This window comes from Brucella grignonensis (assembly GCF_002252505.1).
Lineage (GTDB): Bacteria > Pseudomonadota > Alphaproteobacteria > Rhizobiales > Rhizobiaceae > Brucella > Brucella grignonensis.
This window is the reverse complement of sequence record NZ_NNRL01000147.1, coordinates 24035-39288: the sequence shown is the minus strand read 5'-3', so window position 1 is coordinate 39288 and position 15254 is coordinate 24035. Positions and strand designations below refer to the sequence as shown.

Here is a 15254-nt window from a genome sequence, read left to right as displayed (position 1 = left end):
TGATCTTTGAGATTTTGTTGCGAAGCCGAGAAACTATGTTCGGCTGATCCGTGCTCGTGCGCGCTGCACAGAAGGCTCCGCCTCGAAATTCTGATGCTCAGCGAAAGTGGATGTGCCAATGCCCTATCAGTTAAGTCTTCTCGACAAGAGCCCTGTGGCGCAAACAGGGGGCGCGGAAACCGCTCTTGCCAATACCGTGTCTTATGCTCAGGCTGCCGAACAGGCGGGCTACAAGCGGTTCTGGGTCGCGGAACATCATCACGCGGATGAACTGGCCGGGCCTTCGCCTGAGGTGCTTGTTTCTTATCTTCTGGCATCGACAAAGCGGATCAGAATTGGTTCTGGCGGCGTGATGCTTCAGCATTACAGCCCTTACAAAGTTGCCGAAAACTTCAACCTTCTGGCGGCCCTTGGGCGCGGGCGCGTTGATCTCGGTGTCGGCAAGGCTCCGGGCGGGCTTCCATTATCAACCAAGGCCTTGCAGCAGGAAACAAGCAGCGAAAAGCGGCTCGATTTCAACAGCAAGCTTGAACAGCTCAGCGCATTTCTTGGCGGTGACAAGATCGCATCGGGTCCGTTTGAAGGACTGGCCGCAACCCCGAAACCACAGGTGTCTGCGGAAAAATTTGTGCTTGGCGCAAGCCCGGAGAGCGCGTTGCTCGCCGCACATTCCGGCTGGGATTTTGTCTATGCCGGTCATTTGAATGGCGATACTGCCAATCTGCAGAAGACCTTCGACGCCTATCGCAATGTGACTGGAAAAGTGCCCGTTCTGGCGCTTGGTGCGGTCGTTGCCGAGAGCCAAGACGCGGTTGATGCCGCGGTCTCGAAAATCAAAATCTTCAAGGTTCATCTCGCCTCCGGACAATCAGTTTCGGTTGGCACACAGGAGGCCGCGGCCGAGTTTGCGCGGCAGGCTGGAGAGACTGATTACCGGGTTGAAGAAAAGCATCCAAATGTGCTCGTAGGCTCGGCCAAGCAGGTGAAGCAGAAGCTCGATGAGCTGCACGAGCAATATGGGGTGACAGAGTTTGTGCTCGAGTTCCCCGCAGTTTCACATGAGCAAAGATTAGCTGCCATCGAAAGCCTCGCAGGCGAACGTCTGGCTATTGCCGCCTGATCCAAAGCCATTGGCTATAGGGAGTACCTCAAATGAGTTCCAAGCAGATTAGATTCGGTGTGATGCTGCAGGGTGCAGGCGGGCATATGAATGCCTGGAAACATCCATCCGGGCCGGCAGATGCCAGCGTGAACCTCCAGTTTTTCATTGATGCGGCACGCAAGTCTGAAGAGGCTGGTATCAGCTTCGCCTTCATCGCAGACGGGCTTTATATCAACGAGATTTCCATTCCGCATTTTCTCAATCGCTTTGAGCCTTTGACCGTGCTTTCGGCGCTCGCGGCGAACACGAAACGCATTGGTCTCGCAGGCACGGTTTCGACGTCCTATAGTGATCCGTTCACCGTTGCACGACAGTTCGCATCGCTTGATCTCATTTCCGGCGGGCGTGCGGGCTGGAACGTGGTGACATCACCACTCGAGGGCTCAGGCCGCAATTATGGCAAGCCACATCCCGAGCACGCTCTGCGTTATGAAATCGCCGATGAATATCTTGAAGTGACCAAAGGTCTTTGGGATTCATGGGATGAAGATGCCTTCGTTCGTGATCGTGAGAACGGGCAGTTTTACAAGCCTGAAGGTTTCCATCGGCTCGACCACAAAGGACGCTTCTTCTCGGTTGAAGGGCCGCTCAATATCCAGCGTTCACCTCAGGGCCAGCCTGTCATCTTTCAGGCCGGTGCTTCCGAAGCGGGTGTCGGACTTGCGGGCAAACACGCGGACGCCGTCTTCACCAATGCGGGCACCATCGAGGACAGCCAGACATTTTATGCGCAGATCAAAGCAAGTGCTGTTGCCCATGGGCGTTCGCAGGACGATATCGGCATTTATCCCGGCATCGGTCCCATCGTTGGACGAACCGATGCAGAAGCCGAAGAGAAATATCAGGCGATCCGCAATCTCGTAAGCATCAACGAAGCGCTGTCCTATCTCGGACGTTTCTTCGACCACCATGATTTCACCGCCTATGATCTCGATGCGCCTTTCCCTGATCTTGGTGACGTCGGCAAGAACAGCTTTCGTTCGACAACGGATCGCATCAAGCGCGACGCGGCCGCAAACAAGCTCAGTTTGCGTGAAGTGGCGCTGAATGTGGCGACACCGCGCACGTCCTTCATCGGCACGGCAGAAAAGATTGCCGACGAAATCATTCTCTGGAAAGAGCAGAAGGCTGCTGACGGTTTTATCCTTGGCTTCCCGGTGATTGCCGAAGGGCTGGATGATTTCATTGCCCATGTTCTGCCAATTCTGGAAGAGCGCGGATATCATGAAGGCAGCCTGAAACACGATACGCTGCGCGGTAATCTTGGGTTGGAGCATCCGCGGAGCCGTTATGCGAAGCCCGTTGAAAACAATGATGCCGGAAGTCACCGAAAGGGTGCGGCATGAATATTCAACGGTCGCCAGACGTAAACCGTAAACTGGAAATCGAGGCAGGTCTTGCCTCGTTTATCGACGAGTTTATCGCTTTGCGTCGCGACATTCATACCCATCCGGAACTGGCGTTCAAGGAAACCCGGACGTCTGCTCTGGTGGCAGATTATCTGAAGCAATGGGGCTATGACGTTACAACCGGCGTTGGCGGTTCTGGCGTGGTTGGCACATTGAAGCGTGGCAACTCCGGCAAGAGCATTGGCATCAGGGCGGACATGGATGCTCTGCCGATCATCGAAGAAACTGGTCTTGATTACGCAAGCAGCAATTCCGGTGTGATGCACGCCTGTGGCCATGACGGACATACGACCATTCTGCTGGCAGCGGCTCGTTATCTCGCCCAGTTCAGTCGCTTTTCTGGCACGGTGCATCTGATTTTCCAGCCCGCTGAGGAAATCGGGGCAGGTGCCCGACGCATGATCGAAGAGGGCCTCTTTGAGCGCTTTCCGTGCGATGCCGTCTATGGGCTGCATAACTGGCCGGGCGTGCCCGCAGGAAAGTTTGGCTTTGTCACCGGACCGGCAATGGCATCGGTAGACCGGGCAAGAATTCGCGTGAATGGACGTGGGGGGCATGGTGCTGAACCACACAAATCGGTCGATCCGGTTGTGGTTGCCTCATCCATTGTTCTGGCCCTGCAAACGGTGGTCGCGCGCAATCTCGATCCGCTTGACATGGGTGTGGTGACGGTGGCGTCCATTCATGGCGGCGATGCGCTGAATGTCATTCCGGCGCATGTCGACCTAGGCATTACCATCCGCTCGTTCTCGCAAACTGTGCGCGAGGAATTGCGGCGGCGGATTGAAGCTGTCGCGCGTTCTCAGGCAGAAAGCTTTGGTGCTGTTGCTGATGTCAATTATCAGTGGGGCTTTCCTGCCCTGATCAACGCAAAAGCCGAGACGGAATTTGCGCGACAGGTTGCACTCAACACTTTCGCCAAAGACACCGTTATTGAAGATTTCCGTCCGCGCACAGCAAGCGAGGACTTTGCCTTCATGCTCGAACAGAAGCCGGGGACGTATTTCTTCGTCGGCAATGGCGACAGTGCAGGCCTGCACAGCCCAAACTACAATTTCAACGATGAAATCCTGCTTCCAGCCGCGCTGTTCTGGGTTCGGCTGACAGAAGCCTCGCTGATCTGAGATTGCACGATTTCTTCAACATGGATGGCCCATCATGGCGGATGAATTTCTCTACACTTCAACGACCGATATTCGTGCGGTGCCGCTGATCGAGGCGCTGACAATCGAGTATGACACGCGCTACGGCACCTATTTCAATGAAGAGGGTGCAGCAGCCGAAATGAACAAATATCCGCCGGAAGCCTTTGCGCTTCCGCACGGCAATTTCCTGCTGCTGCTGCGTGATGGCCAGACAATCGGTGGCGGTGCATTCATGCGCTATGACGATGTGACGGCCGAGTTCAAGCGCATCTGGACACATAGCGATCTGCGGCGACAGGGGCTGGCGCGCAAAGTGCTCAAGGAACTTGAAGCACAGGCCCATCGTCAGGGCTATAAGCGAGTTTATCTCACTACCGGGTTCAGACAACCGGAGGCGAAGGAGCTGTATCTCAGAAACGGATATACGGCGCTCTTTGATGTGTCCGCCGATCCGGAAATTTATGGAACGCTTCCTTTTGAGAAGAACCTTCATAATATTCATGAGGTCGATTTTCAAACTGTCAACAATGAGTTGAAGCAGGTGGCTTTAGGTTAAGTTAATGCGTGGACGATGGCCGTGAATAATGGAAAAAACATCCATTCAACAGTGTTTAAATAGACTTATTTGTTTTGAAACTTGTCCTATATTCTCCGAATATCGAGTTCAGTAACTTCCATTGCAGGCATGTATGCATTGGATCGTAAGTTGAATTATATTTCGGAGCAAAATTGATCATGGCAATTGCTACAGATTTTGTAGGGACAGATAGGGAAGATACTTCCCGCGTAAGTCCGGGCGACTTCAAGCACTACAAGATCGTTCCGGCGCGTTATCCGGCGCGCGTGATTGGAACAATCTTTGCAGCAGGCCTGATTATCGCAGTTATCCAGTCCGTTTTAACGAATCCGAAATGGGGTTGGCCGGTCTTTGCTGAATGGTTTTTCTCCGAGCCCGTTCTTGTCGGTTTGATGCGAACGCTGTGGCTGACGGCGCTTGCAACAGTGCTTGGATTTGCGCTGGGAACCGCGCTGGCGCTTGCTCGCGTTTCACGCTCTCCGCTGCTATCGAGTCTTTCCTGGGCCTATATCTGGTTGCTGAGATCCATTCCGCTGATCGTCTTACTTCTCGTTCTGAACAATCTCGGCTATCTATATGAAACTGTTAGGCTTGGTGTGCCTTATACGGATATCACCTTTGCCGAATATCCAACCGTTCAGATCCTAAGTCCGTTCGCTGCTGCTCTTCTGGGATTGAGTCTCAATCAGGCTGCGTTCTCATCCGAAATTATCCGTGGCGGCATTCTGTCGGTCGATCAGGGGCAGCTCGAAGCTGCCGCCGCTCTCGGCTTGCCACGACGCAGACAAGCCTTCCGTATCGTGCTTCCGCAAGCCATGCGCACGATCCTTCCAACGGGCTTCAACGAGATCATCGGTCTCGCCAAAGGCACATCGATGGTCTACGTGCTTGCGCTGCCGGAACTCTTCTACACGGTGCAGGTCATCTACCGCCGCAACCTCGAAGTCATTCCCCTACTGATGGTCGCAACCGTCTGGTATCTGATCATCATGACGGTGCTGTCGATCGCGCAATATTACATCGAACGCCATTTCTCGCGCGGTGCATTGCGCAACCCGCCGCCAGCCATTCTGACGCGCCTTTTCGCTCGTTTCGTTCCAGCAAAAAGTCCCGTATCGAGCAAAGCGGAGAATGTTGCAGCGAGCGAACAGGATGCGCGGATTACCGAAACACTTGCTGTCAGCGGGTTCACAGGCACGCGACGCGGTGCGGTGGATATTCACGGGGTATCGAAGAGCTTCGGCAACAATCTCGTTCTCGACAATGTCAGCCTGCACATCAAGCCCGGTAGTGTGACTGCAATCCTCGGCCCATCGGGTTCGGGCAAGTCGACATTGCTGCGATCCATCAATCATCTGGAACGTGTGGATGACGGCTTTATCTCGATTGATGACGAACTGCTGGGCTATCGCCAGAGCGGCAACACCCTCTACGAGCTGAAAGAAAAAGACATTCTGAAAAAGCGCGTCGATGTCGGCATGGTGTTTCAGAACTTCAATCTCTTCCCGCATCTGACCGTGCTGGAAAACATCATCGAAGCACCGATGATTGTCCGTGGGTTGAGCCGCGATGCCGCGACCGTGATTGCAAAACGCCTGCTTGCCCGCGTTGGTCTCAGCGAAAAAGTCAATGCCTATCCGCGTCAGCTTTCCGGCGGTCAGCAACAGCGTGTCGCCATCGCCCGTACATTGGCACTCAATCCAAAAGTCATCCTGTTCGACGAGCCAACCTCAGCGCTCGACCCGGAACTGGTTGGTGAAGTGCTGGATGTCATCAAGGAGCTTGCGCGCTCTGGCACCACGCTTGTCATCGTAACCCATGAGATCGGCTTTGCCCGTGAAGTGGCGGACACGGTGGTCTTCATGGAAGAGGGCCGTATTCTCGAAACCGGCAGGCCAGAGCAGCTTTTCAATGCGGCAACGCATCCACGAACCCGGGAGTTTCTCGCAAAAGTCCTCTGACGCCAGAACGCCCGTTGTTTTTAAGCGCATCCCGAAAACCGGTTTCCACTTTTCGGGATGCGCTCAGGATCCAAACCACAGCTCCCGACAATCACGATTGCCTGATCAGGGCAATCGACGGGAATTGTTTGTCCAAAATTCAGATTATTCTCAGGAGTCATTCAATGAAAACAGGCAACTACAAGAACGCAATATTGGGCAGCTTTCTGGCAGCCGCAACGCTGTTCAGCGCACCAGCCTTTTCCGCAGAACTCGATTTGAGCCCGGAGCAGCCAAACCGTCTGCGCGCGGAAAAGAGCGAAGCCGTCGTCAATGCTGTCCCCAAGGATTTCAAGTTCGTGCAGGACGGCAAGTTCGTCGTCGGCATTAATCCTTGGGTGCCTCCGATCAGCACTTATGCAACGGATGCAAAGACTGTCGTTGCCTTCGATCCCGATCTCATTCAGCTGGTTTCCGATACATTGGGCCGTGAGCTTGTGCTGGTGCCAATCGCCTGGGCTGACTGGCCGCTTTCGCTTGAATCCGGCAAGTTCGATGCTGTGATTTCCAATGTGACCGTGACCGAAGAGCGCAAGGAAAAGTTTGATTTTTCAACATATCGCAAGGATGAGCTTGGATTTTACGTCAAGGCGGACAGTCCGATCACGTCGCTGAAAGAGCCAAAGGACATTGCGGGTCTCAAAATCATCACCGATCCAGGCACCAATCAGGAAAACATCCTTCTGCAGTGGGACAAGCAGAATGTTGCCGCCGGTCTGAAGCCCGTCGAGGTGCAGTATTATGACGACGATGCGGTCAAGAGCCTCGCGCTTGAATCCGGTCGTGCGGATGCGGTTTTCAGCGTCAATGCAGTGCAGGCCTATGCTGCATCGCAGCACGGCAAAACCAAGCTCGTCGGAACGGTAAGCGGCGGCTGGCCACAGACCGCTGAAGTGGCAATCACCACGCGCAAGGGCAGCGGTCTGGCTGATGCACTGACGCGGTCGCTCAATGAACTCATCAGGAACGGCAAATATCATCAGGTGCTTGAGCGTTGGAGCCTGAGTTCAGAAGCCGTTGACGAGGCCAAAACCAACCCTGCCGGATTGCCGAAAAGCGGATCGTAAGATCCGCTCGTAACGGGGCGAAATGTAAAGAAATCAGTTCATTACACAGAGTTTTACACTCAAGGAGATGGGAATATGACTTATATCAGAAAAGCGGGATACGTCACTGCAGGCCTGATTTCAGGGGCTTTGCTGATGACGAATGCTGCATGGAGTGAGGGCAAATTTGATCTCAGCCCCGAACAGCCAAACCGTTTGCGGGTTGAAAAACTCGATAAGCGTATCGATGAGGTCAAGGATTTCAAATTCGTCAAAGACGGTGTTCTGACCATCGGGATCAGCACCAGCGGGCATCTGCCGCTGCATGACTATGCGTCAGATTCCAAGACCGTCATCGGCTACGATGTTGATCTGGCGCAGATCATTGCCGACAGTCTCGGACGTGATCTGGAACTGGTTTCGGTTGCATGGGCCGATTGGCCTCTTGGGCTTGCTTCCGGTAAATTCGATGCGGTGATTTCCAATGTCACAGTGACGGAAGAGCGGAAGGAGAAGTTCGATTTCTCTACCTATCGCAAGGATGAGCTTGGCTTTTACGTCAAGGCTGACAGCGCGATCAAGGAGCTGAAACAGCCCAGGGATATTGAAGGCCTCAAGATCATCACCGATGCAGGCACCAATCAGGAAAAGGTGCTGCTGGAATGGGATCGCCAGAATGTTGCAGCCGGTCTGAAACCGATTGAGGTGCAATATTACGACGATGACGCGGTCAAAGATCTCGCCATTCAAAGTGGCCGTGCCGATGCGGTGTTCAGCGTGAACGCAACACAGGCCTATTCCGCTGGCATCAATGGCAAGACCAAGCTGGTTGGCACGGTCAGTGGCGGCTGGCCGATCACCGCCGAGATTGCGGTCACAACGCGTAAGGGCAGCGGACTTGCAGCGCCGCTGACCAATGTTCTCAACGATCTGATCGCAAGCGGTGCCTATAACAAGGTTCTCGATACGTGGAACCTCGGACCGGAGGCCATCAGTGAGGCCAAGACCAATCCACAGGGCCTGCCGAAGAGCGGTTCGTGAGGGGCAGGGCCGGCATAAGAGGGGACGTTTGTACCGGCCCGCCGTACTTTACATAAATGGAGAATGGTTCATGAGAGCAGGTGTTCTGTTAATAGCTACATGGGCATTGGTAAGTGCTTTATCTCTGCCAGCCTTTTCGGAAGATGATTTTGATTTGTCGCCCGAACAGACCGGCCGCATTCATGTGCAGAAAGATGCCGCAGCAATCGCTGCCATTCCTGCTGATTTCAAGTTCGTCACGCCGGGCAAACTGACTGTTGCTGTTGCACCGGGCGGTCCGCCGCTTGCAGCCTATGCGACGGATGCCAAGACCGTTGTGGGTGCGGATGCAGACTATGCGTCGGCCATTGCGGAAAGCCTTGGGGTCGAACTCGAAAGCGTTCCGGTTGCATGGATCGATTGGCCGCTAGGTCTCGCATCGGGCAAATATGATGCCGTGATATCCAATGTTGGAGTAACCGAAGAGCGTAAGGAAAAGTTCGACTTTTCGACCTATCGGCAGGGCCTGCATGGCTTCTTCGTGAAAGCCGACAGTGGCGTTATCTCCATCAAGGAACCAAAGGATGCTGCAGGTCTCCGCATCATCGTGGGTGCCGGGACCAATCAGGAGCGTATCCTCGTCAAGTGGAGCGAGGAAAACGAAAAGGCCGGGCTGAAGCCGCTTGAGCTGCAATATTACGATGATGAGGCTGCCAGCCTTCTGGCTCTGCAATCAGGCCGGGCTGATGTGATCGTGCAGCCCCACGCGCAGCTCGTGTTCATCGCCTCCCGCGATAAGAATATCAAACGTGTCGGCACGCTGAGTGCAGGCTGGCCGGATCGCTCGGACGTGGCAATTACAACGCGCAAAGGCAGCGGACTTGCCAATGCTTTGACCATCGCGACCAATGGTTTGATCAAGAATGGAGACTATACGCGCATTCTTGATCGCTGGCATCTCCAAGAGGAAGCACTGGAGCAATCGGAAACCAATCCGCCTGGATTGCCGAAGTTTAAATAATTTCTTGAGTGAAGCTTATAGCGAAGGACAGAACGTGCCAAAAACTATCGATTATTTCTTTTCCATCGGCTCGCCCTGGTCATATCTCGGGCTTGATACGCTTGAGGAACTGGCAGAGCGGCATGTGGTTGAAATCAAGCCTTATCTTGCTACCGTCATCGAGGAAAATGGCGGCATCTTTTCGCGCAACCGGCCGGAAGCCCGTCGCGCTTATGGCACGCAGGATCTCAAGCGTTGGGCAAAGTTTCGTGGCAAGCCGCTTTTCATTGATGATCGCCCAACTTTAAGCGATCCGACACCTGCTTCTTTTACGGTGATTGCCGCCTATCTTGAGGATCAGAATTGGTTGCAACTGACCCGTGCGCTCCAGCAAGCCTTCTGGGTGGACGCAAAGGATATTGGCCAGTCCGAAGTTCGACGAGCCGTTGCGGATGAAGCTGGCTTCAACGGTCAGTATCTGGTTGGGCGTGAGAATGATCACGACGTTCAGGCCAAGTGGAAGTCAGATCGTGAAAGCGCTGTCGACAAGGGCGTTTTTGGCTTTCCGACCTATATCTACGATACTGAAACCTATTGGGGGCAGGATAATCTCGGCTTTCTTGCGAGCCATCTGCGCGGAGAAACCTTTTAACTTCAAGTGGCTGCATTATAAACCTCAGATAATGCAGTCACTTACTATATCATTCTTCAACGAAGTGCGTATCCGCCGTCCGGATAAAGGTTAGATCCGGTCACAAACCTGTTTCCCATCAGGTAAAGTACGGTATCGGCAATCTCGGATTCAGTGCCTGGTCTGCCGACAAGCGAATTTTGGCGATAGTGTTCAAAGGCCATTTCGCGAATGTCCTGCGGACGATTTTGCCAAAGATGACCATCAATTGTACCGGGTGATATCGTATTTACCCGGATGGGAGCGAGGTCGATCGCCAGCCCACGTCCAAGCCCCTCAATCGCGCTGTTACATGCAGCATAAACTGCACTGCCCTTGATTGGTCTCGCACTGGCCGCACCGGCCATCAGAGTAATGGAGCCATCTTTTGCCAGATAGGGAACAGCGAGCTTCACAGCCCAGTATTGGCCCCAGAACTTTGAGCGGAACGGGCTTTCGATAGCCTTTATGTCATCGCAGTCGAGGCCAACCACTGTGTAGGTCGCGGCTGGAATGAAAAGGTGATCGAAAGCACCGATTGTTCCGAAGAATGTGGCGAGAGAACTGGTGTCGGAGGTATCGACTTCCAGTGCGGTTGATCTTTCCCCTAACGCTGCAGAAGCTTGTGCAAGCTTTGCGGCATCGCGTGCGCCTATCACAACCTTAGCGTCTGCTTCTATAGCCTTCTGTGCAACGGCAAACCCGATGCCGGTACTACCGCCGATTACGACAACGGTCTTATCTTGCAGTGCTTCTGACATTGCTCATCTTTCACAGCTCAGGACTTTTCGTGAAGGGCAACTTATCATGGAGTTGAAATCGCATTTCGGGCATTAATTATCTTCAATCATGACAAAAAAGATCGAATGATGATTTCCACCGAGCGGTTCAACGGTATCAGAGCTTTTGTGCAGGCAGAACAGTCGGGCAGTTTTGCTGCGGCCTCAGCATTGTTGGGGCTATCACAATCTGCGGTCAGCAAGTCAATTGCGCGCCTTGAAGAGCGTCTTGGGGTGCGGTTGTTTCATCGCACCACGCGCAGTTTGCGCCTTACTGATGAAGGACGCGTCTACCTCGAGAGCTGCCGCCGTGCGCTCGAAGAGTTGGGGGCTGCGGAAATTGCACTTTCCGCGAGAAGGGAAATTCCGGCCGGACGGCTGCGAATTAATCTGCCGGATTTATATGGACGCAGATGTGTAGCGCCGGTCTTGTTGCAACTGGCTGCTGAATATCATGAGCTCCATTTTGAAGTTTCCTTTGAAAACCGCATCGTGAATCTGATCGACGAAGGCTATGACCTTGCTGTCAGGATTGGCCAACTCCCTGATAGCGCAGACCTTATCTCCAAATATATTGGTCAGCAGGAGGTGATTATATGTGCGTCGCCTTCGTATATTGCGGTTCATGGTGCCCCCACAATGCTGGACGATCTTGAGCGACATCGCTGTGTCACACAGTTTCGTGGTGGTCAGCGTGAACCTTGGATTGTTTTAAATGAGCGGGGAGAAGAGGTCCGACGCAATATTCCGTCGAACCATAGTTTTGCCGCGGTGGACATGATTGTGGACGCGCGGCTCGCGGGTTGGGGCTGGCACAGGTGCCGCACTGGCTCGTTGAGAACCAGCTTAGCTCTGGAGCACTGATCCCCGTGCTGTCAAACGTCAGAATGCCCACATTGCCTATTCATATCATATGGCCGGGAGGACGTGCTTTAACATCCCGCGTTCGGGTGACGATTGATGCAATCGCAAAAGCATTGCGTTGAGCTGCGTCGCGCGGAATCCGCACGACGTAATAAAAAACACGATTGGAAACAAAACTACTGGCTTGAGAGGCTGTTTCCTTCGGGTGGCAAAAGCTCAAAAAGCTGGGCACCATCTTCATGTCCCGCTTCCTGATAGCCGATGATCTTGAACCATCGCACAACGTCAGGACGATCAAGCCAGCTTCTGGAATGTATCGGACGATCACCCGATAATGCTTGAATCTGCTTTATGTGTTTTCTGCAGAACCGAACGGATCGTGCATTGAAGAAATCTTCTTTTGCCGCAAACAGTGTATCCGTTGCTTCGTCCGCTTCCTGCCACGCAATGATCGCAACGACCTTGTCGTTTTCGATCAACGCATGCGCGCGTCCTTCACGCAGGTTCATGGTAAGATTGTCGTAGGCAGACCTCACGTCTTTACCGGCCGCAATATATTCTGTGGCCATTCGCTCTGAAAGGTCGTGAAAAACGCTTTCAAGATCACCAACACTCGCTGTTCGTGCTTTCATCTCTCTGACCTCCCTTCAATCCACTCTATATTTCCAGTGAAACGTCTCCGTCCTCCGGTACGCGTTGGATCGTCATCTTCAACGTCAAAAGGTCGATGCTCGTTCCACTTTGAAATATGCCATGTCGAGTTTGTCGATAAAACCCAATAAAGCAAACGAAAGATATTGGGATAAAGTTTAACATTGCTCTGTGACGGGTGCTTAGCACGATGATCCATGAATCACGGAAATATGAAGCGCAAATTCCTTGAGTGGCGCGGGCTGCGCAATCATATTTCTTAGCTCAGTGAGTAGACAGTCGTAAAATCACTGGTCTGACCAACGCTCATCGAGAAGCGCCCACCTCATTTCGCAATAGCCTCAGGAACAATCAATTGAACAAGTCTCTTCATCTTACGGCGTTTATGCGCCCTGTAAGCCTGCATACTGGTGCTTGGCGATATCCCGGTGCCTATGCGGACGCCAATTTCAATTTCAAGCATCTGAAGACCTTTGCCCAGAAACTTGAAGCGGCAAAATTCGACGCATTCTTCATGGCGGATCACCTCGCAGTCCTCAACATGCCGGTCGAGGCGCTGAAGCGCAGCCATACGGTTACTTCCTTTGAGCCCTTCACGCTGCTGTCGGCTTTGGCTGCTGTGACTGACAAGATCGGGTTGGCGGCAACCGCATCCACCACATTTGATGAGCCCTATCATATTGCCAGACGTTTTGCCTCACTTGACCATATCAGCCAGGGGCGTGCAGCGTGGAATATCGTCACGACATCCAACCCGGACTCAGCACTTAACTTCGGCAGGCAAGAGCATGTCGAGCATGGCGAACGATATAAGCGTGCGCGCGAGTTCTATGATGTAGTAACAGGTCTTTGGGACAGCTTTGCGGATGATGCATTCATCCGGGATCAGGAAAGCGGCATCTTCTTTGATCCATCCAAGATGCATGTTCTGGATCATCATGGCGATGATTTTAATGTGCGTGGGCCACTCAATATCGCGCGTCCCGTACAAGGATGGCCGGTGATTGTTCAGGCTGGCCAATCAGAACCGGGTCGCCAACTGGCAGCGGAAACTGCGGAAGTGGTATTTTGCGCGCCGCGAGACATCGTTGAATCAAAAAAGCTTTATGCTGATTTGAAATCTCGGTTGGCTGCCGCCGGTCGCGCGCCATCATCGTTGAAGATATTGCCTGCAGCCTTTATCGTCCTTGGCGATAGCCTTGAGGAAGCCAAGCAGAAACGTGCGAAGCTCGATAGTCTTGTTCACTATGATAGCGGTATCGCATCGCTGTCGATTGCTCTGGGCCATGATGTATCAGGCTTTGATCCAGACGACTATTTGCCTCAAATTCCCGAAACAAATGCAAGTAAGTCGGGTAGGGCGCAGGTTCTTAAACTGGCCGAAGAGGAAAAGCTGACTGTCCGTCAGCTTGCCCAGCGTTACGGCGGTTATTCAGGTCTTGCTTTCGTCGGAACCGTTGAAAGCGTTGCCGATGAAATGCAGAAGTGGCTGGAAGAGGATGCCAGCGACGGCTTCACGGTTGTATTTCCCTTCCTGCCGGCAGGTCTTGACGATGTGGCGGAAAGACTGGTGCCGGAACTGCAGCGCCGTGGTATCTTCCGCACTGATTACGAGGGCGGCACGCTGCGTGAACACCTGGGCCTTCCACGCCCTTCAAACCGCTTTTTTGATGGCAGTTAAGGTGTCTGAACTCTGAACCCAAGTTGCAGGATGTGTCGGTATCTTCAAGCCGGGATTGTCCCGCAATGTCGGACCATCATAATCGCTGCGGGCAAGCCCGCGGCGAGGCAATTCCGGCAGAATTAGCTCGGCAAAGTCTTCCAGGCCCGATGGAAACATCTGAGGCATTACGCCGTCCGAACCGATCCAGATATGATAGGTGTAAGCCAGCAAAAAGCCGATCAGCACTTCCGGTGACGAACTGGCGGGCACGGTGAGTTGTGGTACTCTTCAACCCAAAAGTAGTGAAAGCCCGCAACTTCTGCCTTCTGCGCAAGTTTTACCATGCGGTTCAGCGCCGTTTGGGCCGCTTCGCCGTCTTGAATTGGACTTTTATTGAGAAAACTGAGTGCGTTGGGCATCTGATCCTTGCCAGCAATTTTAATGACGAGATAATCTATGTTTTCTATAGAATATTAATTGAGCAACGATCTTCCAATATTTGCACGCTCATTAAACGTTCATGCCGTGCAAACGTGCGAGCAAAGAGGCACCGTTAAAGAGAGATACTGTTCGATGGCGGCTTCTTGCTTCCACTCATTGCAAATCGGACAGGATTTGTTTTTGCGGAGGCCTTCTATGGTTGATACTATTATCCAGTCTTCTCCTTTGGACCCGGCAGCGCAGCCCCTCATCGATGGGTTGGTACAAGAATATGGCGACCGGTACGGCAATCTTGATCGTCCCGGTGGTGCGCGAGCAGAAATCCTACGCTATCCGATAGAGGCATTTTCGGCGCCGCTGGGCAGTTTTCTGCTTCTTCAGCGTGATGGAGAAACAATCGCTGGTGGCGCTTACATGAGCCATGATGACGAAACCGTGGAGCTGAAGCGTATCTGGACCGCATCGCATTTGCGCAGGCAGGGACTGGCGCGCCGCATTGTGCTGGCACTGGAAGAAAGTGCAGGCGACTTAGGCTATACACGCGCTTATCTTTCTACGGGCTTCCGTCAACCAGAAGCAACAGCGCTTTATATTTCGCTCGGCTATCGGCCGCTGTTCGACACATCGGTTGATGTACAGCAATACCGTTCACTGCCCTTTGAAAAGCATATTGGTGCGAAACTGGGCCAGCAGATCTCCTCGCCGCTTTATCCTTCATCGCCTTCTTTTGAAGAGGCAACACAGCGTGTGCAGGAGCGCAAGGCGGTGCAGGAAGCAAAAATTCTGGCGCGGCTTCAAAGCTATCGCGACACTGCTGCGTGAGAAGG

14 protein-coding genes and 1 pseudogene are annotated in these 15254 nt (G+C 53.2%); 12 read left to right on the top strand and 3 right to left on the bottom strand.

The features are described 5' to 3' along the window. Window positions 1-118: 118 nt before the first annotated feature. The 9 genes from CEV33_RS02485 (at window position 119) to CEV33_RS02445 (ending at window position 10011) form a co-directional block, all read left to right on the top strand. Window positions 119-1120, top strand: a complete 1002-nt coding sequence (locus CEV33_RS02485; protein ID WP_094538883.1) for an MsnO8 family LLM class oxidoreductase — start codon at window positions 119-121, stop codon at window positions 1118-1120. 32 nt (window positions 1121-1152) lie between these two features. Then, window positions 1153-2508, top strand: a complete 1356-nt coding sequence (locus CEV33_RS02480) for an LLM class flavin-dependent oxidoreductase (RefSeq protein WP_094538882.1) — start codon at window positions 1153-1155, stop codon at window positions 2506-2508. Then, window positions 2505-3695: a M20 aminoacylase family protein gene (locus tag CEV33_RS02475; RefSeq protein WP_094538881.1), complete on the top strand. Its 1191-nt coding sequence runs from the start codon at window positions 2505-2507 to the stop codon at window positions 3693-3695. Before CEV33_RS02480 ends, CEV33_RS02475 begins: the two co-directional genes overlap by 4 nt. 34 nt (window positions 3696-3729) lie before the next feature. Continuing rightward, a complete protein-coding gene (locus tag CEV33_RS02470; protein ID WP_094538880.1) occupies window positions 3730-4272 on the top strand; it encodes a GNAT family N-acetyltransferase in 543 nt (180 codons plus the stop codon). A 179-nt stretch (window positions 4273-4451) separates the two neighbouring features. Beyond that, window positions 4452-6254: an amino acid ABC transporter permease/ATP-binding protein gene (locus tag CEV33_RS24670; protein ID WP_094538879.1), complete on the top strand. Its 1803-nt coding sequence runs from the start codon at window positions 4452-4454 to the stop codon at window positions 6252-6254. A gap of 164 nt (window positions 6255-6418) precedes the next feature. Beyond that, window positions 6419-7360, top strand: coding sequence for an ABC transporter substrate-binding protein (locus tag CEV33_RS02460; protein WP_094538878.1), 942 nt, complete (start codon window positions 6419-6421; stop codon window positions 7358-7360). Between the two features lie 135 nt (window positions 7361-7495). After that, window positions 7496-8380, top strand: coding sequence for an ABC transporter substrate-binding protein (locus tag CEV33_RS02455; protein ID WP_374818135.1), 885 nt, complete (start codon window positions 7496-7498; stop codon window positions 8378-8380). Window positions 8381-8450: 70 nt separating this feature from the next. Continuing rightward, on the top strand, window positions 8451-9380 hold the full coding sequence (locus tag CEV33_RS02450; RefSeq protein WP_094538876.1) for an ABC transporter substrate-binding protein: 930 nt from the start codon (window positions 8451-8453) through the stop codon (window positions 9378-9380). Window positions 9381-9414: 34 nt separating this feature from the next. Next, window positions 9415-10011 carry a 2-hydroxychromene-2-carboxylate isomerase gene (locus tag CEV33_RS02445; protein ID WP_094538992.1) on the top strand — a complete coding sequence of 199 codons (597 nt, stop codon included), beginning with the start codon at window positions 9415-9417 and terminating at the stop codon, window positions 10009-10011. A gap of 56 nt (window positions 10012-10067) precedes the next feature. On the opposite strand, the gene CEV33_RS02440 is transcribed toward CEV33_RS02445, so the two are convergent. Continuing rightward, on the bottom strand, window positions 10068-10790 hold the full coding sequence (locus CEV33_RS02440) for an SDR family oxidoreductase (RefSeq protein ID WP_094538875.1): 723 nt from the start codon (window positions 10788-10790) through the stop codon (window positions 10068-10070). 105 nt (window positions 10791-10895) lie between these two features. Here CEV33_RS02440 and CEV33_RS02435 point away from each other — a divergent pair. After that, window positions 10896-11794 (top strand): annotated as a pseudogene (locus CEV33_RS02435) (LysR family transcriptional regulator). A gap of 54 nt (window positions 11795-11848) precedes the next feature. On the opposite strand, the gene CEV33_RS02425 reads toward CEV33_RS02435, so the two are convergent. After that, complete coding sequence (locus tag CEV33_RS02425) at window positions 11849-12304, bottom strand: hypothetical protein (protein ID WP_094538872.1); 456 nt, start codon at window positions 12302-12304, stop codon at window positions 11849-11851. A gap of 404 nt (window positions 12305-12708) precedes the next feature. Here CEV33_RS02425 and CEV33_RS02420 point away from each other — a divergent pair, with 404 nt between their 5' ends. After that, a complete protein-coding gene (locus tag CEV33_RS02420; RefSeq protein WP_094538871.1) occupies window positions 12709-14004 on the top strand; it encodes an LLM class flavin-dependent oxidoreductase in 1296 nt (431 codons plus the stop codon). Here CEV33_RS02420 and CEV33_RS24390 read toward each other — a convergent pair. Continuing rightward, window positions 13978-14256 (bottom strand): hypothetical protein, encoded by a 279-nt coding sequence (locus tag CEV33_RS24390; protein ID WP_235818347.1) that lies wholly within the window; start codon window positions 14254-14256, stop codon window positions 13978-13980. The genes CEV33_RS02420 and CEV33_RS24390 overlap by 27 nt on opposite strands. Window positions 14257-14622: 366 nt before the next feature. On the opposite strand from CEV33_RS24390, the gene CEV33_RS02410 reads away from it, so the two are divergent. Further along, complete coding sequence (locus tag CEV33_RS02410) at window positions 14623-15249, top strand: GNAT family N-acetyltransferase (RefSeq protein WP_094538870.1); 627 nt, start codon at window positions 14623-14625, stop codon at window positions 15247-15249. The last annotated feature ends 5 nt before the right edge of the window (window positions 15250-15254 follow it).